This is a genomic window from Streptococcus sp. bf_0095, assembly GCF_004166885.1.
In the GTDB taxonomy this organism is placed as follows: Bacteria; Bacillota; Bacilli; order Lactobacillales; family Streptococcaceae; genus Streptococcus.
The window spans coordinates 1-24610 of record NZ_RCYU01000004.1 but is presented as its reverse complement, the minus strand read 5'-3'; the positions used below and the strand labels follow the sequence as shown (position 1 = coordinate 24610).

Here is a 24610-nt window from a genome sequence, read left to right as displayed (position 1 = left end):
TAGCTGAGTTTCTTTTCATCAGGAGGAAAGTGTGTCACGTCAACAACAAGTAGATCGACAAATTTTAAGAATTGCCCTTCCAGCCATCGGAGAAAACTTTCTCCAAATGCTCATGGGGATGGTAGATAGCTACTTGGTTGCTCAGTTGGGTTTAGTAGCTGTATCGGGTGTATCCGTTGCAGGCAATATCATTACGATTTACCAAGCTATTTTTATCGCTCTTGGAGCAGCGGTCGTGAGTCTCTTATCTAAAAGTATGGGACAAAAAGATCAGAAAGCCATAGCTCGTCAGGCGACTGAATCTATTAAAGTCACGGTTTTATTAAGTTGTATCTTGGGGGTCTTATCCCTCTGCTTTGGCAAGGAATTGATTGCCCTCTTGGGGGTTGAAGCAGCGGTTGCAGAAGCCGGAGGAATTTATTTATCCCTTGTCGGAGGAAGTATTTTGCTTTTAGGTCTGATGACGACCTTGGGAGCCCTAGTCCGTGTGGCCCATAACCCGCGACTACCCATGTATGTCAGTTTGTTGACCAATGTTTTGAATGCTCTATTATCGAGCATCTTGATCTTTGTTTTTGGGCTGGGCATCGCCGGGGCTGCCTTAGGAACGGTTCTCTCTCGCTTATTAGGGGCTTTCTTGCTCTGGCGTCAGGTTCAACTTCCCTTTGCTCCTTTTCGTTGGGGCTTGGATCGAGACTTGCTCTCCCTTGCTTTGCCTGCTGCTGGTGAGCGCCTCATGATGCGAGCAGGGGATATTGTCATCATTGCTATGGTGGCCGTTTTTGGTACTAGAGCGGTAGCTGGGAATGCTATTGGGGAAGTCTTGACCCAGTTCAACTATATGCCGGTCTTTGGGATTGCGACAGCGACAGTCATGTTGGTCGCCAAAAGTTTGGGACAGAATGATTTACAAGGGATCAAGCAAATCATCAGTAGGAGTTTTTGGATTTCCTTTCTCACCATGCTTCCCCTCGCCCTTACCATCTTCTTGTTTGGAAGTCCTTTGACAGCCCTTTACACTAAGGATCCAGGAGCCCTTGCTGCCTCCTTATCCGTCATTTTGTTCTCCTTACTTGGAACGCCTCTGACAGCTGGGACCGTCATCTATACCGCGGTCTGGCAAGGGTTAGGCAACGCGCGTCTTCCCTTCTATGCGACCACTATCGGCATGTGGGTGATTCGGATTGGCTCAGGTTATCTGATGGGGGTTAGCCTCGGTTGGGGCTTGCCAGGGATTTGGGCTGGTACCCTTTTGGACAATGGATTTCGCTGGATTTTCTTAAAAACACTCTATCATCGGACATGGAAGGAATAAAATGTATGACACGAGCTTTTATTTGGGATTTGGATGGAACTCTTTTGGATTCTTATGAAGCTATTTTAGATGGGATTGCTGAGACTTATGCGCATTACTCTTTGGACTTTGATCGAGAAGTGGTCCATGCCTTTATCCTTCAACAATCCGTCCAGGCACTTCTTGAAGAAGTGGCTAGAGAACATGGTTTGGATGCGGAAGAAATGAATCGTTATCGCGCGTCTAGCCTGCGTGAGAAAAATGCCCAAGTGCATCTGATGTCAGGAGCTAGAGACATTCTAGCTTGGGCCAAAGAGGAAGGGATTGTCCAATTCGTCTATACCCACAAGGGGAAAAATGCTTATCCAATTCTGGAAGATCTAGGGATCTTATCCTATTTCCAAGAGGTTGTCACAACGGACAATGGCTTTCGAAGAAAACCAGATCCAGAAGGAGTCGATTATCTAGTAGATAAGTATCAACTGGATCGGAGTGAGACCTATTATATTGGAGATCGAACCTTGGATGTTGATCTGGCAGACAATGCAAGAATCGGGAGTATTAATTTTTTGGATTACAAGCCGGATGTCAATCATGCGATTCGTCATTTGGATGACATTCGCCTCTATTTTGAAGAAGAAAAAAGTTAACTTATTTAACAAAGCTAGGCTTCTTTGTTGCTGGAATGGCGCTATGAAAAGAATCCGTAAACAATTTGTTTTGGAAATGAAATAATTCCTTAAGAAATCTTTAAGATAAATCCGATATAATAAAACCATAAACAAAGACCTCCTAACTTTGTTTATGAAATCCTAAAACTTTTCTTTTTCATAATAATCTCCCTAAAAGGCCACCAAATCCGGTGGTCTTTTACTTTGCTTTTCTTAGGGCTACGATGGCAAGGGCTCCATCTTCAGTTACCGGTCTGCAGCAAAAAACAACTGCATGCTTTGCGCCTCAGCTTTTAGTTTTCTTAAAGCTTTCTATAAGGAATGGTTTAGGTTTGAGCTGTATACTAAACTCATCCAATAAGAAATGAGGTACAGAAAATGAAAATCTCAGTTAATTATCCAAAACGCTTTAAGAAATTGCCACAACAAGGTTCTTGCTACGGCGAATAAACACTTCTCTTCATTTTTCATAAGAAATTCCTAAAGAAGGCTCTACCCGAAAGGGTAGAGTTTTTATGTACCAGAGACCTTGTGATTCGTGGTATAATAAGCCTATGGAAAAAAAGAACAAATTACTACTCATCGACGGGTCTTCCGTCGCTTTTCGTGCCTTTTTCGCACTTTATAATCAAATCGATCGCTTTAAAAACGCCAATGGATTGCATACCAATGCGGTCTATGGCTTTAACCTCATGTTGAGCCATCTCTTGGAGCGCATCCAACCAACCCATGTTCTCGTCGCCTTTGATGCAGGAAAGACCACCTTCCGGACGGAGATGTATGCCGACTACAAGGGCGGGCGGGCAAAGACACCAGATGAATTCCGCGAGCAGTTCCCTTTCATTCGCGAGCAATTGGACCATCTGGGAATTCGCCATTATGAGCTGGCCCAGTATGAAGCGGATGACATTATTGGAACGCTAGATAAGATGGCAGAAGCTACCTCGGTACCCTTTGAAGTCACTATTGTCTCTGGGGACAAGGACTTGATCCAGCTAACGGATGACAATACGGTCGTTGAAATCTCTAAAAAAGGAGTGGCAGAGTTTGAAGAATTCACTCCAGCCTATCTGAAAGAAAAGATGGGATTGACACCAGAGCAATTTATCGACCTCAAGGCCTTGATGGGAGATAAGTCGGATAATATCCCAGGTGTTACCAAGATTGGAGAAAAGACCGGGATCAAACTACTCCTAGAGTACGGGTCTCTTGATGGCATTTACGAGCATATTGACGAGATGAAGCCTTCTAAAATGAAGGAAAATCTCATCAACGACAAGGAGCAGGCTTACCTGTCCAAGACCCTTGCGACCATCGATACCAATGCACCTATTGAGATTGGCCTGGACGATATCACCTATACAGGTCCCCATCTTGAAAATCTGGCTAAGTTTTATGAGGAGATGGGCTTCAAGCAACTTCGTCAGGCCTTGGATTTAGGCGGAGAAGAAGCTGCTCCCGTAGCCATTAACTACACGGAGGTGGAGCAGGTCACCTCGGATATGCTCACAGAAGATAGTTTCTTCCATTTTGAGATCTTTGGAGACAATTACCATACAGAACCCATCATTGGTTTTGCATGGGGGACAAAAGGTCAGCTCTACGCTAGCACAGACAGTAGTCTTTTACAAACACCAATTTTTAAAGAATTTCTTGAAAAAACGCCTCTTAAGGTCTATGACTTCAAGCGGGCCAAGGTCTTGCTCAGCCACTTGGGCATTACCCTGCAAAAGCCGGCTTTTGATAGTCGGTTGGCCAAGTATCTCTTATCGACCGTAGAGGACAATGAAATTTCAACGATTGCGAGCCTCTATAGCCAGATTGCGCTACCGATCGACGAAGTTGTTTATGGCAAGGGGGCCAAAAAAGCCATTCCAGAAAAGGCGGTCTTATTAGAGCATTTGGCACGAAAAGTCGCTGTTCTACTAGATACGGAAGAGCCCATGATGGAGCAGTTGCAAGCCCATGACCAACTAGATTTGCTCTATGATATGGAGCAACCACTAGCAGCTGTTTTGGCCAAGATGGAAATCGCGGGGATCAAGGTAGAACGCCAAACCCTCCAAAACATGCAGGTGGAAAACGAAGCAGTCTTGGAGCGCTTGACCCAAGAAATCTACGAGTTAGCAGGAGAAGAGTTCAATATCAATTCTCCAAAACAATTGGGGGTCATCCTCTTTGAAAAATTAGAACTCCCTCTTGAATATACCAAAAAGACCAAAACTGGTTATTCGACTGCTGTTGATGTCTTGGAACGCCTGGCTCCAATTGCACCGATTGTGTCTAAGATTCTCGAATACCGCCAGATTGCTAAGATTCAGTCGACCTATGTCATCGGGCTTCAAGACTGGATTTTGGAAGATGGGAAAATCCACACCCGCTATGTACAGGATTTGACGCAGACAGGCCGTTTGTCTAGTGTGGATCCCAACCTGCAAAACATCCCTGTCCGTTTGGAACAAGGTCGTCTTATTCGTAAGGCTTTTGTTCCAGAAGACGAAAACAGTGTCTTGCTCAGCTCGGACTATTCACAAATCGAATTGCGCGTCTTGGCCCATATTTCAGGAGATGAGCATTTGATTGATGCCTTTCAGCATGGGGCAGATATCCATACATCAACCGCTATGCGGGTCTTCAATATTGAAAAACCAGAAGATGTGACAGCAAATGACCGTCGCAATGCCAAGGCAGTAAACTTTGGCGTGGTTTATGGAATTTCCGATTTTGGACTGTCTAACAACCTAGGGATCAGTCGAAAAGAAGCTAAAGCTTACATTGAGACCTACTTTGAACGCTATCCTGGCATCAAGGATTATATGGAAAGAGTGGTGCGGGAAGCGCGTGATAAGGGCTATGTAGAAACCCTCTTCAAGCGTCGTCGGGAAATTCCAGATATCAACTCTCGCAACTTCAATATTCGAGGATTTGCGGAAAGGACAGCCATCAACTCACCAATCCAAGGATCGGCAGCAGACATCTTGAAAATTGCTATGATCCACTTGGATGAAGCGCTAGAAGCAGGGGCCTACAAGACCAAGATGCTTCTTCAGGTCCACGATGAAATCGTTCTGCAAGTACCAAGTAATGAACTTGCAGCGATCAAAGAACTCGTCAAAGAGACCATGGAATCCGCTATTGAGCTTGCGGTACCACTGGAAGCCGATGAGAATGCAGGCAAAACATGGTATGAGGCCAAATAAGATTAAGTTTGTTCAAAACAGAAAGCGGTAGGAAACTTTTCAGTTTCCTACCGCTTTTAACGACAAACACTTGCAATGCCTTCCGTATTGTTATACTATTTAAATAAAGGAAACGCATACAAAAGGAGATTCTTATGGCTTATTCATTTCGCAATCCTAGTGATGGCATTATCAAACATTACCTAGAAACCAGCAAGATCATCGCTGTGGTTGGATTATCTGACCGTGAAGATACGACCAGTCATCGTGTTAGCAAGGAGATGCAAGAGCGGGGCTATCGGATTATTCCTGTCAACCCTCGTGCAGCCGGTGGCCAAATCCTTGGAGAAAGGGTGTACGCTAGCCTGCAGGAAATTCCTTTCCCAGTAGATATCGTCGATGTTTACCGTCGCAGTGAGTTTTTGCCAGATGTAGCGCGTGACTTTATCGAGTCGGATGCGAAGATTTTCTGGGCACAATTGGAGCTGGAAAATCAAGAAGCAGAAGAAATCCTTCGTGGAGCTGGACGAGAAGATATCGTCATGAACCGCTGTATCAAACGCGAGCACACTCGTTTGGTCTTAGGAGAAGGATAGCCTTTGATTTATCCCAGAACCTCGCGTCTTTCATCCGGTGATTAAACTGATACGGGAGATGAAATAAATACAGACGGATTTCCCTAACAGAGATAAAAGAACCCACCTAGTGCTTTGGAGAATGGCTCCAATCGAAGGTGGGTTTTCTTGTTTTCTTTGTTAATCAAGTGGATTAGACTTTGGTAGATCCGGCGCCTTTTGCTGGAAGCGACTGTCCGCCTGCATCCGTTTTTGAAGGAGGGTATGGTAGAAGATGATTTGGCAACTGGTTGCATAAGGTTTGACATAAAAATTCGCCATTCCTAAAGTGAAAAAAGATAGAATTTGCCAACCAAGCAGGCTCAAATCAAGAACAAGGCGGTGGCTCTTAAAGCCTTTCATCTCTTCCTTACTTTGGCGGAGGATAGACATAGGCCCATCATAGGTTCCTGTCATCAGTCGACTATATAGGATCAACTCGACCAAACTATACTGGTAATAAAAAGGGAGGAAGAGCAGGAGCCCAACCAGAGCCATTAAGAGGCCGGTCGTCATCGTTGGAGCTAACTTTAGAATTGCTTGAACTTCTGGAGTATCCGCTCTAAGGGTAGACGTAGTGGAGGAGGATTCATTGATAGCGAGAACGTGATAGCTGACCACCGTTAAGAGGAGTTGACTCACATAGAGGAGACTCCCCCACAAAGACAGGATCACTTGCTTAATGAATAGCGTCAAAAACGCAGGTGTAAAATACTGGCTCTGAAAGATGGTGAAGATACCAAAGTTCTTTTCTCCCTTGCTAGAGGCAGAAATCAAAAAGCGAAAAGTTGCCCCTAAATAGAGAAAAGACAGGATAAAACCAACAATCGCAGGAAAAATCTGCCGACTTAGAAGAAAGAGTATCCCTTCTCTAAGTTCCATGTGAGCAAGTGTTTCAGTGATGTCTGTCCCTGTCAGCATGTAACTTGCAAGGATTGTCAGGAAAGTTGGTAAGGCAAAGTAGGAGAAGACTTTGGGATGTTGCAATTGCAGCTGACGAGCTTGAGCACGAACCAATTTTATATTCATAATGTCCTCTTTCATGGTAGTAGTACCCTTTATTATAACACAAGTCCGTGACAGAGCTGGTAAAATTTGGTACAATCGTACAGGTGCTCACAGGAGATCCTGTGACAGGAATAAGAAGGCTGGGACTGTTTTTCCCAGTACGGAGGTAACCATGACAGATTCACCGATTCAATATCGATTAATCAAAAAAGAAAAGCATACAGGAGCTCGTCTGGGAGAAATTATCACCCCCCACGGGACTTTCCCAACTCCAATGTTTATGCCTGTAGGGACTCAGGCAACCGTTAAGACCCAATCACCAGAAGAACTCAAGGAAATGGGGTCCGGAATTATTTTGGCCAACACCTACCATCTCTGGCTTCGTCCGGGGGATGATCTAGTCGCAAAAGCAGGAGGACTGCACCAGTTCATGAACTGGGACCAGCCCATTTTGACAGATAGTGGAGGCTTCCAGGTCTATTCACTAGCGGATACCCGAAATATCACCGAAGAAGGGGTAACCTTTAAAAACCACCTCAATGGTTCGAAGATGTTCCTCTCCCCAGAAAAGGCCATCTCGATCCAAAATAATCTAGGGAGCGACATCATGATGTCCTTTGACGAATGTCCTCAGTTCTATCAACCCTATGATTATGTGAAGAAATCAATCGAACGGACCAGTCGTTGGGCAGAACGTGGCCTTAAGGCTCATCGTCGCCCTCATGATCAAGGTCTTTTCGGGATTGTTCAAGGGGCTGGATTTGAAGACTTGCGCCGTCAGTCTGCGCGTGATCTGGTCAGCATGGACTTCCCAGGATATTCTATCGGTGGGTTAGCTGTTGGAGAAAGCCATGAAGAAATGAATGCGGTGCTTGATTTTACAACTCCTCTCTTGCCGGAGAACAAGCCTCGTTACCTCATGGGAGTGGGAGCTCCAGACAGTCTAATCGATGGGGTAATTCGTGGAGTGGATATGTTTGACTGTGTCTTGCCAACGCGGATTGCGCGAAATGGTACCTGCATGACCAGTCAAGGACGCCTGGTGGTGAAAAATGCGCAATTTGCTGAAGACTTTACGCCGCTAGATCATGAATGTGATTGCTACACTTGTAAGAATTACACCCGGGCCTATCTCCGCCACCTCCTCAAGGCGGATGAGACCTTTGGGATCCGCTTGACTAGCTACCACAATCTCTATTTCTTGATTAACCTCATGAAGCAGGTCCGTCAAGCGATCATGGATGACAATCTCTTAGAATTCCGTGAGCATTTCGTCGAAAAATATGGCTATAACAAGTCAGGTCGGAATTTCTAGGAAGAGCTACATATAAAGAACAAAGGCTGGAGAAAAGACTACAGCCATCTGAGAATAATAGAAACAACTGCTAGACGCAGTGGTTGATTGCTATCCTTGGAGCTTATGAAGCTCCGAAGATAACCCAATCAACTGTGAGGGAGCAAGACAGAACAAATTTGGATATAAATTTGTTCTGTCTTGCTTCTTTTTTCTATATAATAGCAACTTTTTTAGTACTCTATTTCTTTCGAAAACACTTTCATTAAAAAAACGAAAAAAATCTGTTCAAATCCCTTGCATTGAGCCTTTCATTGTGTTAAACTACTATGGTGCTGTGAAAAACAGCTATTAGCTTTGATGCAAGAGGTTGCGACACGCTCGGTTGCATTGCCACGCAACGCATGTCGGTTTTCTTGTGGAGCTAGCCTATTATCTTAAATAGACGAAAAGGAGAAAAAGATGGCAAACAAAAAAATCCGCATCCGTTTGAAAGCGTACGAACACCGTACACTTGACACAGCGGCTGCAAAAATCGTAGAATCAGCTACTCGTACAGGTGCACAAGTTGCGGGTCCAATCCCACTTCCAACTGAGCGTAGCCTCTACACAATCATTCGTGCGACTCACAAATACAAAGATTCTCGCGAACAATTCGAAATGCGTACACACAAGCGTTTGATCGACATCATCAACCCAACTCAAAAAACAGTTGACGCTTTGATGAAATTGGATCTTCCAAGTGGTGTAAACGTAGAAATCAAACTTTAATCTAAAGCTTGATACATTGAGCATAAAAAACGCTCGTTAAAAACTTTTTGAATAAAAAATTATAGAAAAGGAACTATTTTCTCATGACAAAAGGAATCTTAGGGAAAAAAGTGGGAATGACTCAAATCTTCACTGAAGCTGGCGAATTGATCCCTGTAACAGTTATCGAAGCAACTCCAAACGTTGTTCTTCAAGTTAAAACTGTTGAAACAGATGGTTACAACGCTATCCAAGTTGGTTTCGATGACAAACGCGAAGTATTGAGTAACAAACCTGCTAAAGGACATGTAGCAAAAGCTAACACGGCTCCTAAGCGCTTCATTCGTGAATTCAAAAACGTTGAAGGCTTAGAAGTTGGTGCTGAAATCACAGTTGATACTTTCGAAGCTGGAGACATTGTTGATGTAACTGGTACTTCTAAAGGTAAAGGTTTCCAAGGTGTTATCAAACGCCACGGACAATCACGTGGACCTATGGCTCACGGTTCTCGTTACCACCGTCGTCCAGGTTCTATGGGACCTGTTGCACCTAACCGCGTATTCAAAGGTAAAAACCTTGCAGGACGTATGGGTGGCGATCGTGTAACCATTCAAAACCTTGAAGTTGTACAAGTTGTTCCAGAAAAGAACGTTATCCTTATCAAAGGTAACGTACCAGGTGCTAAGAAATCTCTTATCACTATCAAGTCAGCAGTTAAAGCTGGTAAATAATAAGGAAAGGGGAATACAGTCAAAATGGCAAATGTAACATTATTCGACCAAACTGGTAAACAAGCGGGCGAAGTTGTTCTTAACGATGCGATCTTTGGTATCGAACCAAACCAAGCAGTTGTATTTGATGTAATCATCAGCCAACGTGCTAGCCTTCGTCAAGGAACTCACGCAGTTAAAAACCGCTCTGCCGTTTCAGGTGGTGGACGCAAACCATGGCGTCAAAAAGGAACTGGACGTGCTCGTCAAGGTTCTATCCGCTCTCCACAATGGCGTGGTGGTGGAATCGTCTTCGGACCAACTCCACGTAGCTATGCGTACAAACTTCCTCAAAAAGTTCGTCGCCTTGCGCTTAAATCTGTTTACTCAGAAAAAGTTGCTGAAAACAAATTTGTAGCCGTTGATTCTCTTGAATTTACAGCTCCAAAAACTGCTGAATTTGCAAAAGTTCTTGCAGCTTTGAGCATCGATTCTAAAGTCCTTGTTATTCTTGAAGAAGGAAACGAATTCGCAGCTCTTTCAGCTCGTAACCTTCCAAACGTGAAAGTTGCGACTGCTACAACTGCAAGTGTTCTTGACATCGCAAATAGTGACAAACTTCTTGTTACTCAAGCAGCTATCTCTAAAATCGAGGAGGTTCTTGCATAATGAATTTGTATGATGTTATCAAAAAACCTGTTATCACTGAAAAGTCAATGGCTCAACTTGAAGCAGGCAAATATGTATTCGAAGTTGACACTCGCGCTCACAAACTTTTGATCAAACAAGCTGTTGAAGCTGCCTTTGAAGGTGTGAAAGTTGCGAATGTGAACACTGTAAATGTAAAACCAAAAGCAAAACGTGTTGGACGTTACACTGGTTTTACTTCAAAAACTAAAAAAGCTATCATCACGCTTACAGCTGATTCAAAAGCAATCGAGTTGTTCGCTACTGAAGCTGAATAATCTAAGGAGGAAATATCGTGGGAATTCGTGTTTATAAACCAACAACAAACGGTCGCCGTAATATGACTTCTTTGGATTTCGCTGAAATCACAACAAGCACACCAGAGAAATCTTTGCTTGTTTCATTGAAGAGCAAAGCAGGTCGTAACAACAACGGACGTATCACAGTTCGTCACCAAGGTGGTGGACACAAACGTCATTACCGTTTGATCGACTTCAAACGTAACAAAGACAACGTTGAAGCAGTTGTAAAAACAATTGAGTACGATCCAAACCGTTCTGCAAACATCGCTTTGGTACACTACACTGACGGTGTGAAAGCATATATCATCGCTCCAAAAGGTCTTGAAGTTGATCAACGTATCGTTTCAGGTCCAGAAGCAGATATCAAAGTCGGAAACGCTCTTCCACTTGCTAACATCCCAGTTGGTACTTTGATCCACAACATCGAGTTGAAACCAGGTCGTGGTGGAGAATTGGTACGTGCTGCTGGAGCTTCTGCTCAAGTGTTAGGTTCTGAAGGTAAATATGTTCTTGTTCGTCTTCAATCAGGTGAAGTTCGTATGATCCTTGGTACTTGCCGTGCTACAGTTGGTGTTGTCGGAAATGAACAACATGGACTTGTTAACCTTGGTAAAGCAGGACGTAGCCGTTGGAAAGGTATCCGCCCAACAGTTCGTGGTTCTGTAATGAACCCTAACGATCACCCACACGGTGGTGGTGAAGGTAAAGCACCAGTTGGTCGTAAAGCACCATCAACTCCATGGGGCAAACCTGCTCTTGGTCTTAAAACTCGTAACAAGAAAGCGAAATCTGACAAACTTATCGTTCGTCGTCGCAACGAGAAATAATTTTAAACTAGTCGCTTAAGTGGCTAGAGAATCCGCCAGCTCGGTAGCGCTCCTTGGGAGCGCAAGCCGCTGTGGTACTATATTTAAAGGAGAAAATAATAAAATGGGACGCAGTCTTAAAAAAGGACCTTTCGTCGATGAGCATTTGATGAAAAAAGTTGAAGCTCAAGCTAATGACGAAAAGAAAAAAGTTATCAAAACTTGGTCACGTCGTTCAACGATCTTCCCAAGTTTCATTGGTTACACTATCGCAGTTTATGATGGACGTAAACACGTACCGGTTTACATCCAAGAAGACATGGTAGGTCACAAGCTTGGTGAATTTGCACCAACTCGTACTTACAAAGGTCACGCTGCAGATGACAAGAAGACACGTAGAAAATAAGGAGAACATAAATGGCAGAAATTACTTCAGCTAAAGCAATGGCTCGTACAGTGCGTGTTTCACCTCGTAAATCACGTCTTGTTCTTGACAACATCCGTGGTAAAAGCGTAGCCGATGCAGTAGCAATCTTGAAATTCACTCCAAACAAAGCAGCTGAAATCATCTTGAAAGTATTGAACTCAGCAGTAGCAAACGCTGAAAACAACTTTGGTTTGGAAAAAGCAAACTTGGTAGTATCTGAAGCATTCGCAAATGAAGGACCAACTATGAAACGTTTCCGTCCACGTGCGAAAGGTTCAGCTTCACCAATCAACAAACGCACAAGCCACATCACAGTGGTTGTGACAGAAAAATAAGGAGGTAACATCGTGGGTCAAAAAGTACATCCAATTGGAATGCGTGTCGGCATCATCCGTGATTGGGATGCCAAATGGTATGCTGAAAAAGAATACGCGGATTACCTTCATGAAGATCTTGCAATCCGCAAATTTATTCAAAAAGAATTAGCTGACGCAGCGGTTTCTACTATTGAAATCGAACGCGCAGTAAACAAAGTTAACGTTTCACTTCACACTGCTAAACCAGGTATGGTTATCGGTAAAGGTGGAGCAAACGTCGATGCACTTCGTGCAGCTCTTAACAAATTGACAGGTAAACAAGTTCACATCAACATCATCGAGATCAAACGTCCTGACTTGGATGCTCACCTTGTTGGTGAAGGAATTGCTCGTCAATTGGAGCAACGTGTGGCTTTCCGTCGTGCTCAAAAACAAGCGATCCAACGTACTATGCGCGCTGGAGCTAAAGGAATTAAAACTCAAGTATCAGGTCGTTTGAACGGTGCAGATATCGCCCGTGCTGAAGGATACTCTGAAGGTACAGTTCCACTCCACACACTTCGCGCAGACATCGATTACGCTTGGGAAGAAGCAGATACAACTTACGGTAAACTTGGTGTTAAAGTATGGATCTACCGTGGTGAAGTTCTTCCAGCTCGTAAAGACGCTAAAGGAGGTAAATAACCAATGTTAGTACCTAAACGTGTAAAACACCGTCGCGAATTCCGTGGTAAAATGCGCGGTGAAGCAAAAGGTGGAAAAGAAGTATCATTCGGTGAATACGGTCTTCAGGCTACAACTAGCCACTGGATCACTAACCGCCAAATCGAAGCTGCTCGTATTGCCATGACTCGTTACATGAAACGTGGTGGTAAGGTTTGGATCAAGATCTTCCCACACAAATCATACACCGCTAAAGCTATCGGGGTACGTATGGGATCTGGTAAAGGGGCACCTGAAGGTTGGGTAGCACCAGTTAAACGTGGTAAAGTAATGTTTGAAGTTGCTGGTGTATCTGAAGAGATCGCTCGCGAAGCGCTTCGTCTTGCAAGCCACAAATTGCCAGTTAAATGTAAATTCGTAAAACGTGAAGCAAAATAAGGAGAGGTCATGAAACTTACAGAAGTAAAAGAATTTGTTAAAGAACTTCGTGGTCTTTCTCAAGAAGAACTCGCGAAGCGTGAAAATGAATTGAAGAAAGAATTGTTTGAACTTCGTTTCCAAGCAGCTGCTGGTCAATTGGAACAAACTGGACGTTTGAAAGAAGTGAAAAAACAAATCGCTCGTATCAAAACTGTTCAATCAGAAGCTAAATAATAGACTAGGGAAGGAGAATTTCAATGGAACGCAATAATCGTAAAGTTCTTGTTGGACGCGTTGTGTCTGACAAAATGGACAAAACAATCACAGTTGTAGTTGAAACTAAACGTAACCACCCAGTCTATGGTAAACGTATCAACTATTCTAAAAAATACAAAGCACATGATGAAAACAACGTTGCCAAAGAAGGCGATATCGTTCGTATCATGGAAACTCGTCCGCTTTCAGCTACAAAACGCTTCCGTCTTGTAGAAGTTGTTGAAGAAGCGGTCATCATCTAATCTGACCTGAAAGGAGAAAACTTAAATGATTCAAACAGAAACTCGTTTGAAAGTTGCTGACAACAGTGGTGCACGCGAAATCTTGACCATCAAAGTTCTTGGTGGTTCAGGACGTAAATTCGCAGGTATCGGTGATGTTATCGTAGCATCTGTAAAACAAGCTACTCCTGGTGGTGCGGTTAAAAAAGGTGACGTTGTAAAAGCTGTTATCGTTCGTACTAAATCAGGTGCTCGTCGTAAAGATGGTTCATACATCAAGTTCGACGAAAATGCTGCAGTGATTATCCGTGAAGACAAAACTCCTCGCGGAACTCGTATCTTTGGCCCAGTCGCTCGTGAATTGCGTGACGGTGGTTTCATGAAGATCGTATCACTTGCTCCAGAAGTACTTTAATATAAAAATCACAAACACAGTCCCCTGGCTCATTGGCCAGGGTGCCCAACGGGCGTAAGAATAAAAGGAGAATAAAATGTTTGTAAAAACTGGCGACAAAGTTCGTGTAATTGCTGGTAAAGACAAAGGTGTTGAAGCTAAAGTCGTTGCTGCTCTTCCAAAAGTAAATAAAGTTGTTGTTGAAGGTGTAAACCTTGTTAAGAAACACCAACGTCCAAATAACGAAAACCCTCAAGGTGCTATCATCGAAAAAGAAGCTCCAATCCATGTATCAAACGTTCAAGTCTTGGACAAGAACGGTGTTGCTGGACGTGTTGGCTACAAATTCGTAGACGGCAAAAAAGTTCGTTATAACAAAAAATCAGGCGAAGTGCTTGACTAATCACGAAGGAAAGGAGAAGTATAATGGCTAATCGTTTAAAAGAAAAATACCTTAATGAAGTAGTTCCAGCTTTGACTGAACAATTTAACTACTCATCAGTTATGGCAGTGCCAAAAGTTGATAAGATCGTTTTGAACATGGGTGTTGGAGACGCTGTTTCTAACGCTAAAAACCTTGAGAAAGCTGCTGAAGAATTGGCATTGATCTCAGGTCAAAAACCACTTATCACAAAAGCTAAAAAATCAATCGCCGGCTTCCGTCTTCGTGAAGGTGTAGCGATCGGTGCGAAAGTAACTCTTCGTGGCGAACGTATGTACGAATTCTTGGACAAATTGGTTTCAGTTTCACTTCCACGTGTTCGTGACTTCCACGGTGTTCCAACAAAATCATTTGACGGACGCGGAAACTACACACTTGGTGTGAAAGAGCAATTGATCTTCCCAGAAATCAACTTTGATGATGTTGATAAAACTCGTGGTTTGGATATCGTAATCGTAACTACTGCGAACACAGACGAAGAATCACGTGCATTGCTTACTGGCCTTGGTATGCCGTTTGCAAAATAATATAGGAGGTAAAACTAATGGCTAAAAAATCTATGATTGCTAAGAACAAACGCCCAGCTAAGTTCTCTACTCAAGCATACACTCGCTGTGAACGTTGTGGACGTCCACACTCAGTTTACCGCAAGTTTAAACTTTGCCGTGTTTGCTTCCGTGAATTGGCATACAAAGGACAAATTCCTGGTGTCACTAAAGCATCTTGGTAATTCTAGCTTCCAATCCCGTCGTGAATCGTCGTTATCTGCATTTGCCTAACTCAAGTTATGCCTGCAAGCAGATGCCTAGACTCACTTAGGAATTGAAACCTAGAAACATATTCTGAGCCTAGCTCAATCATTAACTAGCAAGTGAAAATTTCAAACTACTAGTAAGAGGAGAAATATAAAATGGTTATGACTGACCCAATCGCAGACTTCCTAACTCGTATTCGTAACGCTAACCAAGCAAAACACGAAGTACTTGAAGTACCTGCATCAAACATCAAAAAAGGGATTGCTGAAATCCTTAAACGCGAAGGTTTTGTAAAAAACGTTGAAGTAATCGAAGATGACAAACAGGGAATCATCCGCGTGTTCTTGAAATACGGAGCAAACGGTGAAAAAGTTATCACAAACTTGAAACGTGTTTCTAAACCAGGTTTGCGTGTTTACAAAAAACGTGAAGATCTTCCAAAAGTTCTTAACGGACTTGGAATTGCTATCCTTTCAACTTCTGAAGGTTTGCTTACTGATAAAGAAGCACGCCAAAAGAACGTTGGTGGGGAAGTTATCGCTTACGTTTGGTAATATTTAGCTCCCAATTTCGTTGTGACTCTTCGTTATCGTCTCTTGCCTAACTCAAAGTTATGCCTGCGAGACGATGCCTCGATTCACTTAGAAATTGAGACCTAAACATTAATTTTTAAATCAAAAAGATTTAAACCCCGTGAAAACTGGCCGTCATGGCCTGACAATTTAACAGGAGAATAAAAACATGTCACGTATTGGTAATAAAGTTATCGTGTTGCCTGCTGGTGTTGAACTCACTAACAATGACAACGTAGTAACTGTAAAAGGACCTAAAGGAGAACTTACTCGTGAGTTCTCAAAAGATATTGAAATCCGTGTGGAAGGTACTGAAGTAACTCTTCACCGTCCAAACGATTCAAAAGAAATGAAAACCATCCATGGAACTACTCGTGCCCTTTTGAACAACATGGTTGTTGGTGTATCAGAAGGATTCAAGAAAGAACTTGAAATGCGCGGGGTTGGTTACCGTGCACAACTTCAAGGAAACAAACTTGTCTTGGCTGTTGGTAAATCTCACCCAGACGAAGTTGAAGCTCCAGAAGGAATTACTTTTGAACTTCCAAACCCAACGACTATCGTTATCAGCGGAATTTCAAAAGAAGTAGTTGGTCAAACAGCTGCTTACGTACGTAGCCTTCGTTCACCAGAACCTTACAAAGGTAAAGGGATCCGTTACGTTGGTGAATTCGTTCGCCGTAAAGAAGGTAAAACAGGTAAATAATGTTGAGTGGTTGTCTATCAACCACCCACCTATTTTCCAACTCAGTGCTTAGCACATGATTTTAAAATTAAGAGGTGAAAATTGTGATTTCGAAACCAGATAAAAATAAAATCCGTCAAAAACGCCACCGTCGCGTTCGCGGAAAACTCTCTGGAACTGCTGATCGCCCACGTTTGAACGTATTCCGTTCTAATACAGGCATCTACGCTCAAGTAATTGATGACGTAGCGGGTGTAACGCTCGCAAGCGCTTCAACTCTTGACAAAGAAGTTTCAAAAGGAACTAAAACTGAACAAGCCGTTGTTGTCGGCAAACTTGTTGCTGAACGTGCAGTTGCTAAAGGTATTTCTGAAGTGGTGTTCGACCGCGGTGGATATCTATATCACGGACGTGTTAAAGCTTTGGCTGATGCAGCTCGTGAAAACGGATTGAAATTCTAATAGGAGGACACTAGAAAATGGCATTTAAAGACAATGCAGTTGAACTTGAAGAACGTGTAGTTGCCATCAACCGTGTTACAAAAGTTGTTAAAGGTGGACGTCGTCTTCGCTTTGCAGCTCTTGTAGTTGTTGGTGACCGTAACGGACGTGTTGGTTTTGGTACAGGTAAAGCTCAAGAAGTACCAGAAGCAATCCGTAAAGCAGTAGAAGATGCTAAGAAAAACTTGATTGAAGTTCCTATGGTTGGAACAACAATTCCACACGAAGTAACATCAGTATTTGGTGGAGCTCGTGTATTGTTGAAACCAGCTATCGAAGGGGCTGGGGTTGCTGCAGGTGGTGCAGTTCGTGCCGTTGTCGAATTGGCAGGTATTGCAGATGTAACATCTAAATCACTTGGATCAAACACTCCAATCAACATTGTTCGTGCAACTGTTGAAGGTTTGAAACAATTGAAACGCGCTGAAGAAGTTGCTGCCCTTCGTGGTATTTCAGTTTCTGACTTGGCTTAAGAAAGGAGATTCAAATGGCTCAAATTAAAATTACTTTGACTAAGTCTCCAATCGGACGCATCCCGTCACAACGTAAAACTGTTGTAGCACTTGGACTTGGCAAATTGAACAGCTCTGTTATTAAAGAAGATAACCCAGCAGTACGTGGAATGATCACTGCAGTATCTCACTTGGTAACAGTTGAAGAAGTAAAATAATCTATTTATAATAGAACAAGGTTTTCAGGGGTATGGGAAATTTCTCATCCCCTAAAACTAAATATAAGTATAGGCGAGTTTGTAGTCGGGACACCTTTTCCTGATTGCATGCGTTAGCAATTTACAAAAGAGGAGAAATTAAATAATGAAACTTCATGAATTACAACCTGCTGCAGGTTCACGTAAAGTCCGCAACCGTGTTGGTCGTGGTACTTCATCTGGTAATGGTAAAACTTCTGGCCGTGGTCAAAAAGGTCAAAAAGCTCGTAGCGGTGGCGGTGTACGTCTTGGTTTTGAAGGTGGACAAACTCCATTGTTCCGTCGTCTTCCAAAACGTGGATTTACAAACATCAACGCTAAAGAATATGCTATTGTAAACCTTGATCAGTTGAACGTCTTCGAAGATGGTGCTGAAGTAACACCAGTTGTACTTGTTGAAGCAGGTATTGTAAAAGCTGAAAAATCAGGGATTAAAATTCTTGGTAACGGGGAATTGACTAAGAAATTGTCTGTTAAGGCAGCTAAATTCTCTAAATCAGCTGAAGAAGCTATCACTGCTAAAGGTGGTTCAGTAGAAGTCATCTAAGAGGGGTGACCTATGTTCTTTAAATTATTAAAAGATGCATTTAAGGTAAAACAAGTAAGATCAAAAATTTTATTTACCATTTTTATCATACTTGTTTTTCGAATCGGAACCACGATTACGGTTCCTGGTGTGAATGCGAAAATCCTTAACAACTTACAAGATGTTTCCTTCTTGAATATGATGAGCTTGGTGTCAGGGAATGCCATGAGAAACTTCTCTGTCTTTGCCCTAGGGGTGAGTCCTTACATCACGGCTTCCATCGTTGTTCAGCTCCTTCAAATGGACTTGCTTCCAAAGTTTGTTGAGTGGGGGAAACAAGGAGAAGTTGGACGGAGAAAGTTGAATCAGGCAACACGTTATATCGCTTTGGTTCTAGCTTTCGTTCAATCCATTGGAATTACAGCTACTTTCCACACCTTGTCACAGGCTAAATTAGTGTCGACACCAAACGTTGAAACCTACATCTTAATTGGTGCAATTTTAACGACAGGTTCGATGATTGTGACCTGGTTAGGAGAACAGATTTCAGACAAAGGATACGGAAACGGTGTTTCTATGATTATCTTTGCGGGGATTGTTTCTTCAATTCCAGAGATGATCAAAGGTGTTTATGAAGATTCATTTGTTAACGTTCGTTCTGGACAATTGACTAATTCACTAATTTTCGTAGGTCTGTTAATCTTAGCGGTATTAGTGATTATTTACTTCACAACCTTTGTGGAACAAGCTCAGTATAAAATTCCAATCCAATACACAAAGATTGCACAAGGAGCACCATCTAGCTCATATCTTCCATTGAAGGTAAACCCAGCTGGAGTTATTCCTGTCATCTTTGCTAGTTCGATCACGGCTGCACCGGCAGCAATTTTCCAGGTCATTAGTGCCATGGGTTACAATGCTGGATGGGTTCGAACAGCACAATCTATGTTAGCAACCAATACACCTACTGGTGTAGCAATGTATGCTTTGCTAATCATTTTGTTTACTTTCTTCTACACATTTGTACAGATTAACCCAGAAAAAACTGCGGAAAATCTACAAAAGAGTGGTGCTTACATTCCAGGTGTGCGTCCTGGTAAGGGAACAGAAGACTACATGTCACGTCTTCTTAGACGTTTGGCTACGGTCGGTTCTCTATTCCTTGGATTTATCACCATTATTCCAATCCTTGCTCGGGATATCTTTGGTCTGACAGATACAGTTGCTCTCGGAGGAACTAGTCTCTTGATCATCATCTCGACTGGTATTGAGGGAATGAAACAATTAGAAGGTTACTTATTGAAACGCAAATACATTGGTTTCATGGATACAACAGAATAGAATTAGGTTGACATTGTCAACCTTCTATTTTGTTTTTGAATAAGTTTGTTAAATTGTAACAGGCTTATTTAAAAACAAAATAAGGAGCAAATGATTATGAATTTATTAATCATGGGATTGCCTGGAGCAGGTAAGGGGACGCAAGCAGCTAAAATTGTGGAACAATTTCAAGTTGCACATATCTCAACAGGGGATATGTTCCGTGCTGCAATGGCCAATCAAACCGAAATGGGTGTGTTGGCAAAATCATTCATCGATAAAGGTGAATTGGTGCCGGATGATGTAACCAACGGGATTGTAAAAGAACGTTTGGCTCAAGACGATATTAAGGAAAAAGGATTCCTTTTAGACGGTTTTCCTCGCACGATTGAACAAGCACATGCTTTGGATCAAATTTTGGTAGATCTTGGCCTTGAACTTGAGGGTGTAATCAACATCGAAGTGGATCCATCTTGCCTTCTTGAACGCTTGAGCGGTCGCATTATTCACCGTGAAACAGGTGAAACCTACCATAAAGTATTCAACCCACCAGCTGATTACAAGGAAGAAGACTATTACCAACGTGAGGACGATAAACCAGAAACGGTTAAACGCCGCTTGGATGTGAATATCGCTCAAGGTGAGCCGATTCTTGCTCATTATCGTGCAAAAGGTTTAGTCCATGATATCGAAGGAAACCAAGATATTAACGACGTCTTTAAGGATATCCAAAAAGTCTTAGAGAATTTGAAATAAAAACGTTTTAGTTGCTTGCAATAATTGACAACAAGTGATACAATGAATTAGTCTGACTTATAATTGTTACCTCTGTGCTCAGAGGAATGAATCGAAATTTATGGAGGTACTTTTGCGTGGCAAAAGACGATGTGATTGAAGTAGAAGGCAAGGTAGTTGATACAATGCCGAATGCTATGTTTACGGTTGAACTTGAAAATGGACATCAGATTTTAGCAACAGTTTCTGGTAAAATTCGTAAAAACTATATTCGTATTTTAGCGGGAGATCGTGTTACAGTGGAGATGAGTCCGTACGATTTGACACGTGGACGCATCACATACCGCTTTAAATAATCGAAAAACTTGGAGGGATAAAAATGAAAGTAAGACCATCGGTCAAACCAATTTGCGAATACTGTAAAGTAATTCGTCGTAATGGTCGTGTTATGGTAATTTGCCCAGCAAATCCAAAACACAAACAACGTCAAGGATAAGATAGAAAGGAGAAAACATGGCTCGTATTGCTGGAGTTGACATTCCAAATGACAAACGTGTAGTAATTTCATTGACTTATGTATACGGTATCGGACTTCCAACATCTAAGAAAATTCTTGCTGCTGCAGGCGTTTCTGAAGATATTCGTGTTCGCGACCTTACACCAGATCAAGAAGATGCTATCCGTCGTGAAGTTGACGCAATTAAAGTAGAAGGTGACCTTCGTCGTGAAGTGAACTTGAACATTAAACGTTTGATGGAAATCGGTTCATACCGTGGTATCCGTCACCGTCGTGGACTTCCTGTTCGTGGACAAAACACTAAAAACAATGCTCGCACTCGTAAAGGTAAAGCTGTTGCGATTGCTGGTAAGAAAAAATAAGAAAATAAAATAAGGAGGTAAAAATCTTGGCTAAACCAACACGTAAACGTCGTGTGAAAAAGAATATCGAATCAGGTATTGCTCATATTCACGCAACATTTAATAACACAATTGTTATGATTACTGATGTGCATGGTAACGCAATTGCATGGTCATCTGCAGGTGCTCTTGGTTTCAAAGGTTCTCGTAAATCTACACCATTTGCTGCACAAATGGCTTCAGAAGCTGCTGCAAAATCAGCTCAAGAACATGGTCTTAAATCAGTAGAAGTTACTGTTAAAGGTCCTGGTTCTGGTCGTGAGTCTGCTATTCGTGCTCTTGCTGCTGCTGGTCTTGAAGTTACTGCAATCCGCGATGTGACTCCTGTGCCACACAATGGTGCTCGTCCTCCAAAACGTCGCCGTGTATAATCATCAACAATTACACAGCTTTTCGTTTCAGAGGGAGTATAGCAAATGATTGAGTTTGAAAAACCAAATATAACAAAAATTGATGAAAATAAAGATTACGGTGTATTTGTAGTAGAACCACTTGAACGTGGTTATGGCACAACACTAGGGAACTCTCTTCGTCGCGTATTATTAGCTTCACTTCCAGGTGCTGCTGTTACTTCAATTAACATTGAAGGTGTATTGCACGAATTTGATACAGTTCCAGGTGTCCGTGAAGACGTTATGCAAATCATTCTTAACGTTAAAGGGATCGCTGTAAAATCTTACGTCCAAGACGAAAAGATTATTGAACTTGATGTAGAAGGTCCTGCAGAAGTAACTGCTGGAGATATTCTTACAGATAGTGATATTGAAATTGTAAACCCTGATCATTATCTTTTTACAATCGGTGAAGGATCAAGCTTCAAAGCAACTTTGACTGTAAACAGCGGTCGTGGTTATGTTCCAGCTGATCAGAATAAAAAAGATGATGCACCAGTAGGTACACTTGCTGTAGATTCAATCTATACGCCAGTGACAAAAGTTAATTACCAAGTTGAACCAGCTCGCGTTGGTAGCAACGATGGTTTTGACAAACTAACCCTTGAAATCTTAACAAATGGAACAATTATTCCAGAAGATGCTTTAGGTTTATCTGCTCGTATTTTGACAGAACACCTTAACCTCTTTACGAACTTAACAGAAATCGCGATTGCGACAGATGTTATGAAGGAAGTAGATACAGCATCAGATGATCGAGTACTAGAACGTACCATCGAAGAATTGGATCTTTCTGTTCGTTCATATAACTGTTTGAAACGTGCCGGTATCAATACTGTGTATGATTTGACAGAAAAATCTGAACCAGAAATGATGAAGGTTCGTAACCTTGGACGTAAGAGTCTCGAAGAAGTTAAAGTTAAGCTTGCCGATTTAGGCCTTGGGCTAAAAAACGATAAATAGAGGAGGAATACATGGCTTACCGTAAACTAGGACGCACTAGCTCACAACGTAAAGCAATGCTTCGTGATTTGACAACAGATCTTATCATCAATGAAGCAATCGTAACAACTGAAGCACGTGCAAAAGAAATCCGTAAATCAGTTGAAAAAATGATTACTTTAGGTAAACGTGGTGACTTGCATGCACGTCGTCAAGCAGCTGCTTACGTACGTAACGAAGTTGCATCACAAAACTTTGATGAAGAAACTGGTAAATATTCAGAAACAACTGCACTTCAAAAATTGTTCTCTGAACTTGCACCACGTTATGCTGAGCGCAATGGTGGATATACTCGTATCCTTAAAACTGAACCACGCCGTGGGGATGCTGCGCCAATGGCAATTATCGAATTAGTATAAAATCATCAATTTTGTTGAGTGTTATGATGTTGGAAGGACTGAATGGTTCTTCTTAGTCTAGCTCTGGTCTGCCGCTAGGATTTATCCTAGCGGTAACACTCATCATATTGAGGTAAATGGTAGACGCTTGTTTACGAAATTGCTTTAATTTAAAACAATTTCGTAAGCAGGCGTTTTTTTGATATAATAGAAGAGTTATGACAGTAAAAGAAAAATCACAAGCACTCGCCCAGCAATTATTGGCAAAGCGTTACCTTGCCTCGCTGAAAGATAGTCCAGAGCAGTACATTGGGGTTGAACTCGAATTTCCAATCGTAAATAAAATGGGGAATAAAACGGATGTACTGGTTACAAAGGCTCTTTTTAGGTATCTACAAGAAGTTGAAGACTTTATTGCGATTAAACAAGATGAAGATGGAAATCCAGTCCAGTTACAACATAAAACAAACAAAGATCAAATTGTATTTGAGTTATCTTACAATACCATTGAATTTGCTTTTGAAAAGACTAAAACCATCCAAGAAGTCGAAAGCCGGTATCAACACTATTTAGGTATCATTCAACCATTCTTAAGAGAGAGACAGCATCAAATAGAAGGAAAAGGCATTCATCCTTATTGGAGAATAAATGAAAATCAACCTGTAAAAATTGATCGTTATAAAATGCTGATTCAATTCTTACAACTGTCTGAACAAGATCCTACCCATCGATTCCATCATTATCCAGACTATGGAACCTTTATTTGTGGCAATCAAGTACAATTAGATGTTTCAAGAACGAATTACTTGGAAATAATTAATGCGATGAATAAGGTAGAGTCAGCAAAAGCATACCTGTTTGCTAATTCCATTTTTGATGGAGAAGACTGGGATACGAAGATCTCAAGAGATATTTTCTGGGAAGATTCCATGCATGGCTATTATCAGGAAAATGTTGGTGTAAATCCTAAAGAGTTTATAAATGAAAAGGACTTTCTAGAATATTTAGCGAAGACAGCCTTGTTTTATGTTTATCGTGAGAATGAAATCTTATATTTCGAACCTATTAGAGTAGAGGATTATCTCGCAAAAGAAAAAATAGTAGCCTATCGCTTAGATAGAACTAGACAAGAAATAAAACCGCAAGAAGAGGACCTAAAGAATCATAGAAGCTACCATTTTCAAGATTTAACAACAAGAGGAACCATCGAATATAGAAGTGTTTGTACTCAACCATTAAATAAAACATTTGCACCAATTGCATTTCATGTCGGATTGCATCATAATATCAAAGAATTAAACGAGTATTTAGCTCAAAACATCGTTTTTGATTTTAGTAAAGAAAATCCGAAAGAATTAAGAAGGCAATATTCGAAAAAACAGTTAACTGAAAGTGAATTGGTGAAAATTAAACAATATTCGTTAGATCTGTTAAAAATATCAAAAAGAGGATTGATGGATCGTGGAAACCAAGAAGAGGTTTATCTCGAAGAAATCATAAAAGAGCTTGGGAAATGCTGATTTAACAGCATTTCCTTTTTTTTAAATCAAAAAAACAACAAAAAAATTAAAAAAATAGAAAAAAGATATTGACAAGTTTTCATGGTCGTGATATACTAATATAGTTGTCGCGCGAGAGCGACAAAGACCTTTGAAAACTGAACAAGACGAACCAATGTGCAGG

General features: G+C 41.8%; 36 protein-coding genes. 35 read left to right on the top strand and 1 reads right to left on the bottom strand.

Annotated features, from left to right (window positions below):
* Positions 1-31: 31 nt before the first annotated feature.
* From EAI95_RS08955 to EAI95_RS08940, 4 genes are all read left to right on the top strand, one after another.
* Entirely contained in the window at positions 32-1315 is a 1284-nt protein-coding gene (locus EAI95_RS08955) for an MATE family efflux transporter (protein ID WP_129822756.1), read from the top strand.
* A gap of 5 nt (positions 1316-1320) precedes the next feature.
* The gene (locus EAI95_RS08950) at positions 1321-1944 is read left to right on the top strand and encodes an HAD-IA family hydrolase (RefSeq protein WP_129822755.1); all 624 of its coding nucleotides are present in this window, start codon (positions 1321-1323) and stop codon (positions 1942-1944) included.
* Between the two features lie 575 nt (positions 1945-2519).
* Positions 2520-5165, top strand: coding sequence for a DNA polymerase I (gene polA, locus EAI95_RS08945; protein WP_123159682.1), 2646 nt, complete (start codon positions 2520-2522; stop codon positions 5163-5165).
* 134 nt (positions 5166-5299) lie between these two features.
* Positions 5300-5740: a CoA-binding protein gene (locus EAI95_RS08940; RefSeq protein ID WP_129822754.1), complete on the top strand. Its 441-nt coding sequence runs from the start codon at positions 5300-5302 to the stop codon at positions 5738-5740.
* Between the two features lie 159 nt (positions 5741-5899).
* Here EAI95_RS08940 and EAI95_RS08935 read toward each other — a convergent pair whose 3' ends face one another.
* A complete protein-coding gene (locus EAI95_RS08935; protein ID WP_229046334.1) occupies positions 5900-6787 on the bottom strand; it encodes a DUF975 family protein in 888 nt (295 codons plus the stop codon).
* 151 nt (positions 6788-6938) lie between these two features.
* Between EAI95_RS08935 and tgt the strand changes: the two genes are divergently transcribed.
* The 31 genes from tgt to EAI95_RS08780 all read left to right on the top strand — a co-directional run bounded on the left by tgt (position 6939) and on the right by EAI95_RS08780 (position 24447).
* Positions 6939-8081, top strand: coding sequence for a tRNA guanosine(34) transglycosylase Tgt (gene tgt / locus EAI95_RS08930; RefSeq protein ID WP_023024993.1), 1143 nt, complete (start codon positions 6939-6941; stop codon positions 8079-8081).
* Positions 8082-8522: 441 nt separating this feature from the next.
* Positions 8523-8831, top strand: coding sequence for a 30S ribosomal protein S10 (gene rpsJ, locus EAI95_RS08925; RefSeq protein ID WP_003009585.1), 309 nt, complete (start codon positions 8523-8525; stop codon positions 8829-8831).
* An 83-nt stretch (positions 8832-8914) separates the two neighbouring features.
* Complete coding sequence (gene rplC, locus EAI95_RS08920; RefSeq protein ID WP_003010846.1) at positions 8915-9541, top strand: 50S ribosomal protein L3; 627 nt, start codon at positions 8915-8917, stop codon at positions 9539-9541.
* 24 nt (positions 9542-9565) lie between these two features.
* Positions 9566-10189, top strand: a complete 624-nt coding sequence (rplD, locus tag EAI95_RS08915) for a 50S ribosomal protein L4 (protein ID WP_003009591.1) — start codon at positions 9566-9568, stop codon at positions 10187-10189.
* Positions 10189-10485 (top strand): 50S ribosomal protein L23, encoded by a 297-nt coding sequence (locus EAI95_RS08910; protein WP_006595190.1) that lies wholly within the window; start codon positions 10189-10191, stop codon positions 10483-10485. The genes rplD and EAI95_RS08910 overlap by 1 nt, the downstream gene beginning before the upstream one ends.
* 17 nt (positions 10486-10502) lie before the next feature.
* Positions 10503-11336, top strand: coding sequence for a 50S ribosomal protein L2 (gene rplB, locus EAI95_RS08905; protein ID WP_123160866.1), 834 nt, complete (start codon positions 10503-10505; stop codon positions 11334-11336).
* A gap of 103 nt (positions 11337-11439) precedes the next feature.
* On the top strand, positions 11440-11721 hold the full coding sequence (gene rpsS, locus EAI95_RS08900) for a 30S ribosomal protein S19 (RefSeq protein WP_000533766.1): 282 nt from the start codon (positions 11440-11442) through the stop codon (positions 11719-11721).
* 11 nt (positions 11722-11732) lie between these two features.
* Positions 11733-12077: a 50S ribosomal protein L22 gene (gene rplV / locus EAI95_RS08895; protein WP_006595188.1), complete on the top strand. Its 345-nt coding sequence runs from the start codon at positions 11733-11735 to the stop codon at positions 12075-12077.
* Positions 12078-12089: 12 nt separating this feature from the next.
* Positions 12090-12743 (top strand): 30S ribosomal protein S3, encoded by a 654-nt coding sequence (gene rpsC / locus EAI95_RS08890; RefSeq protein ID WP_006595187.1) that lies wholly within the window; start codon positions 12090-12092, stop codon positions 12741-12743.
* A gap of 3 nt (positions 12744-12746) precedes the next feature.
* A complete protein-coding gene (gene rplP / locus EAI95_RS08885) occupies positions 12747-13160 on the top strand; it encodes a 50S ribosomal protein L16 (protein WP_023024998.1) in 414 nt (137 codons plus the stop codon).
* A 9-nt stretch (positions 13161-13169) separates the two neighbouring features.
* Positions 13170-13376 (top strand): 50S ribosomal protein L29, encoded by a 207-nt coding sequence (rpmC, locus tag EAI95_RS08880; protein ID WP_003002350.1) that lies wholly within the window; start codon positions 13170-13172, stop codon positions 13374-13376.
* A gap of 23 nt (positions 13377-13399) precedes the next feature.
* Complete coding sequence (rpsQ, locus tag EAI95_RS08875; protein WP_000440801.1) at positions 13400-13660, top strand: 30S ribosomal protein S17; 261 nt, start codon at positions 13400-13402, stop codon at positions 13658-13660.
* A gap of 25 nt (positions 13661-13685) precedes the next feature.
* Complete coding sequence (gene rplN / locus EAI95_RS08870; protein WP_023025002.1) at positions 13686-14054, top strand: 50S ribosomal protein L14; 369 nt, start codon at positions 13686-13688, stop codon at positions 14052-14054.
* Between the two features lie 76 nt (positions 14055-14130).
* Entirely contained in the window at positions 14131-14436 is a 306-nt protein-coding gene (gene rplX / locus EAI95_RS08865) for a 50S ribosomal protein L24 (RefSeq protein ID WP_006595185.1), read from the top strand.
* 23 nt (positions 14437-14459) lie between these two features.
* Positions 14460-15002, top strand: a complete 543-nt coding sequence (rplE, locus tag EAI95_RS08860) for a 50S ribosomal protein L5 (RefSeq protein WP_006595184.1) — start codon at positions 14460-14462, stop codon at positions 15000-15002.
* Positions 15003-15019: 17 nt separating this feature from the next.
* Positions 15020-15205 carry a type Z 30S ribosomal protein S14 gene (locus EAI95_RS08855; protein ID WP_001085699.1) on the top strand — a complete coding sequence of 62 codons (186 nt, stop codon included), beginning with the start codon at positions 15020-15022 and terminating at the stop codon, positions 15203-15205.
* A 180-nt stretch (positions 15206-15385) separates the two neighbouring features.
* Positions 15386-15784, top strand: coding sequence for a 30S ribosomal protein S8 (gene rpsH / locus EAI95_RS08850; RefSeq protein WP_006595183.1), 399 nt, complete (start codon positions 15386-15388; stop codon positions 15782-15784).
* Between the two features lie 187 nt (positions 15785-15971).
* Complete coding sequence (gene rplF / locus EAI95_RS08845; protein ID WP_009732027.1) at positions 15972-16508, top strand: 50S ribosomal protein L6; 537 nt, start codon at positions 15972-15974, stop codon at positions 16506-16508.
* Positions 16509-16591: 83 nt separating this feature from the next.
* Positions 16592-16948: a 50S ribosomal protein L18 gene (gene rplR, locus EAI95_RS08840; RefSeq protein WP_003010871.1), complete on the top strand. Its 357-nt coding sequence runs from the start codon at positions 16592-16594 to the stop codon at positions 16946-16948.
* A gap of 17 nt (positions 16949-16965) precedes the next feature.
* Positions 16966-17460: a 30S ribosomal protein S5 gene (gene rpsE / locus EAI95_RS08835; protein ID WP_123160865.1), complete on the top strand. Its 495-nt coding sequence runs from the start codon at positions 16966-16968 to the stop codon at positions 17458-17460.
* Positions 17461-17474: 14 nt separating this feature from the next.
* Entirely contained in the window at positions 17475-17657 is a 183-nt protein-coding gene (rpmD, locus tag EAI95_RS08830) for a 50S ribosomal protein L30 (protein WP_002894509.1), read from the top strand.
* A gap of 145 nt (positions 17658-17802) precedes the next feature.
* On the top strand, positions 17803-18243 hold the full coding sequence (gene rplO / locus EAI95_RS08825) for a 50S ribosomal protein L15 (protein ID WP_006595181.1): 441 nt from the start codon (positions 17803-17805) through the stop codon (positions 18241-18243).
* Positions 18244-18255: 12 nt separating this feature from the next.
* Positions 18256-19563, top strand: coding sequence for a preprotein translocase subunit SecY (gene secY, locus EAI95_RS08820; protein WP_023025007.1), 1308 nt, complete (start codon positions 18256-18258; stop codon positions 19561-19563).
* Positions 19564-19659: 96 nt separating this feature from the next.
* Positions 19660-20298: an adenylate kinase gene (locus tag EAI95_RS08815; protein WP_006597039.1), complete on the top strand. Its 639-nt coding sequence runs from the start codon at positions 19660-19662 to the stop codon at positions 20296-20298.
* Between the two features lie 116 nt (positions 20299-20414).
* Positions 20415-20633: a translation initiation factor IF-1 gene (gene infA, locus EAI95_RS08810; protein WP_001029883.1), complete on the top strand. Its 219-nt coding sequence runs from the start codon at positions 20415-20417 to the stop codon at positions 20631-20633.
* 23 nt (positions 20634-20656) lie between these two features.
* Positions 20657-20773 carry a 50S ribosomal protein L36 gene (gene rpmJ / locus EAI95_RS08805; protein WP_001808836.1) on the top strand — a complete coding sequence of 39 codons (117 nt, stop codon included), beginning with the start codon at positions 20657-20659 and terminating at the stop codon, positions 20771-20773.
* Between the two features lie 17 nt (positions 20774-20790).
* Entirely contained in the window at positions 20791-21156 is a 366-nt protein-coding gene (gene rpsM / locus EAI95_RS08800) for a 30S ribosomal protein S13 (RefSeq protein WP_003009631.1), read from the top strand.
* Positions 21157-21182: 26 nt separating this feature from the next.
* Positions 21183-21566 (top strand): 30S ribosomal protein S11, encoded by a 384-nt coding sequence (rpsK, locus tag EAI95_RS08795; protein WP_001118385.1) that lies wholly within the window; start codon positions 21183-21185, stop codon positions 21564-21566.
* A 45-nt stretch (positions 21567-21611) separates the two neighbouring features.
* Positions 21612-22550, top strand: coding sequence for a DNA-directed RNA polymerase subunit alpha (locus EAI95_RS08790; RefSeq protein WP_006595177.1), 939 nt, complete (start codon positions 21612-21614; stop codon positions 22548-22550).
* An 11-nt stretch (positions 22551-22561) separates the two neighbouring features.
* The gene (gene rplQ / locus EAI95_RS08785; protein ID WP_006595176.1) at positions 22562-22948 is read left to right on the top strand and encodes a 50S ribosomal protein L17; all 387 of its coding nucleotides are present in this window, start codon (positions 22562-22564) and stop codon (positions 22946-22948) included.
* A gap of 197 nt (positions 22949-23145) precedes the next feature.
* Complete coding sequence (locus EAI95_RS08780) at positions 23146-24447, top strand: gamma-glutamylcysteine synthetase (protein ID WP_129822752.1); 1302 nt, start codon at positions 23146-23148, stop codon at positions 24445-24447.
* The last annotated feature ends 163 nt before the right edge of the window (positions 24448-24610 follow it).

Bases quoted from the DNA above. Each gene is read 5' to 3' on its own strand.
- EAI95_RS08950 (WP_129822755.1), top strand. From the start codon at position 1,321: ATGACACGAGCTTTTATTTGGGATTTGGATGGAACTCTTTTGGATTCT.
- polA (WP_123159682.1), top strand. From the start codon at position 2,520: ATGGAAAAAAAGAACAAATTACTACTCATCGACGGGTCTTCCGTCGCT.
- EAI95_RS08940 (WP_129822754.1), top strand. From the start codon at position 5,300: ATGGCTTATTCATTTCGCAATCCTAGTGATGGCATTATCAAACATTAC.
- EAI95_RS08935 (WP_229046334.1), bottom strand. From the start codon at position 6,787: ATGAATATAAAATTGGTTCGTGCTCAAGCTCGTCAGCTGCAATTGCAA.
- tgt (WP_023024993.1), top strand. From the start codon at position 6,939: ATGACAGATTCACCGATTCAATATCGATTAATCAAAAAAGAAAAGCAT.
- rpsJ (WP_003009585.1), top strand. From the start codon at position 8,523: ATGGCAAACAAAAAAATCCGCATCCGTTTGAAAGCGTACGAACACCGT.
- rplC (WP_003010846.1), top strand. From the start codon at position 8,915: ATGACAAAAGGAATCTTAGGGAAAAAAGTGGGAATGACTCAAATCTTC.
- rplD (WP_003009591.1), top strand. From the start codon at position 9,566: ATGGCAAATGTAACATTATTCGACCAAACTGGTAAACAAGCGGGCGAA.
- EAI95_RS08910 (WP_006595190.1), top strand. From the start codon at position 10,189: ATGAATTTGTATGATGTTATCAAAAAACCTGTTATCACTGAAAAGTCA.
- rpsS (WP_000533766.1), top strand. From the start codon at position 11,440: ATGGGACGCAGTCTTAAAAAAGGACCTTTCGTCGATGAGCATTTGATG.
- rplV (WP_006595188.1), top strand. From the start codon at position 11,733: ATGGCAGAAATTACTTCAGCTAAAGCAATGGCTCGTACAGTGCGTGTT.
- rplP (WP_023024998.1), top strand. From the start codon at position 12,747: ATGTTAGTACCTAAACGTGTAAAACACCGTCGCGAATTCCGTGGTAAA.
- rpmC (WP_003002350.1), top strand. From the start codon at position 13,170: ATGAAACTTACAGAAGTAAAAGAATTTGTTAAAGAACTTCGTGGTCTT.
- rpsQ (WP_000440801.1), top strand. From the start codon at position 13,400: ATGGAACGCAATAATCGTAAAGTTCTTGTTGGACGCGTTGTGTCTGAC.
- rplN (WP_023025002.1), top strand. From the start codon at position 13,686: ATGATTCAAACAGAAACTCGTTTGAAAGTTGCTGACAACAGTGGTGCA.
- rplX (WP_006595185.1), top strand. From the start codon at position 14,131: ATGTTTGTAAAAACTGGCGACAAAGTTCGTGTAATTGCTGGTAAAGAC.
- rplE (WP_006595184.1), top strand. From the start codon at position 14,460: ATGGCTAATCGTTTAAAAGAAAAATACCTTAATGAAGTAGTTCCAGCT.
- EAI95_RS08855 (WP_001085699.1), top strand. From the start codon at position 15,020: ATGGCTAAAAAATCTATGATTGCTAAGAACAAACGCCCAGCTAAGTTC.
- rpsH (WP_006595183.1), top strand. From the start codon at position 15,386: ATGGTTATGACTGACCCAATCGCAGACTTCCTAACTCGTATTCGTAAC.
- rplF (WP_009732027.1), top strand. From the start codon at position 15,972: ATGTCACGTATTGGTAATAAAGTTATCGTGTTGCCTGCTGGTGTTGAA.
- rpsE (WP_123160865.1), top strand. From the start codon at position 16,966: ATGGCATTTAAAGACAATGCAGTTGAACTTGAAGAACGTGTAGTTGCC.
- rpmD (WP_002894509.1), top strand. From the start codon at position 17,475: ATGGCTCAAATTAAAATTACTTTGACTAAGTCTCCAATCGGACGCATC.
- rplO (WP_006595181.1), top strand. From the start codon at position 17,803: ATGAAACTTCATGAATTACAACCTGCTGCAGGTTCACGTAAAGTCCGC.
- secY (WP_023025007.1), top strand. From the start codon at position 18,256: ATGTTCTTTAAATTATTAAAAGATGCATTTAAGGTAAAACAAGTAAGA.
- EAI95_RS08815 (WP_006597039.1), top strand. From the start codon at position 19,660: ATGAATTTATTAATCATGGGATTGCCTGGAGCAGGTAAGGGGACGCAA.
- rpmJ (WP_001808836.1), top strand. From the start codon at position 20,657: ATGAAAGTAAGACCATCGGTCAAACCAATTTGCGAATACTGTAAAGTA.
- rpsM (WP_003009631.1), top strand. From the start codon at position 20,791: ATGGCTCGTATTGCTGGAGTTGACATTCCAAATGACAAACGTGTAGTA.
- EAI95_RS08790 (WP_006595177.1), top strand. From the start codon at position 21,612: ATGATTGAGTTTGAAAAACCAAATATAACAAAAATTGATGAAAATAAA.
- rplQ (WP_006595176.1), top strand. From the start codon at position 22,562: ATGGCTTACCGTAAACTAGGACGCACTAGCTCACAACGTAAAGCAATG.
- EAI95_RS08780 (WP_129822752.1), top strand. From the start codon at position 23,146: ATGACAGTAAAAGAAAAATCACAAGCACTCGCCCAGCAATTATTGGCA.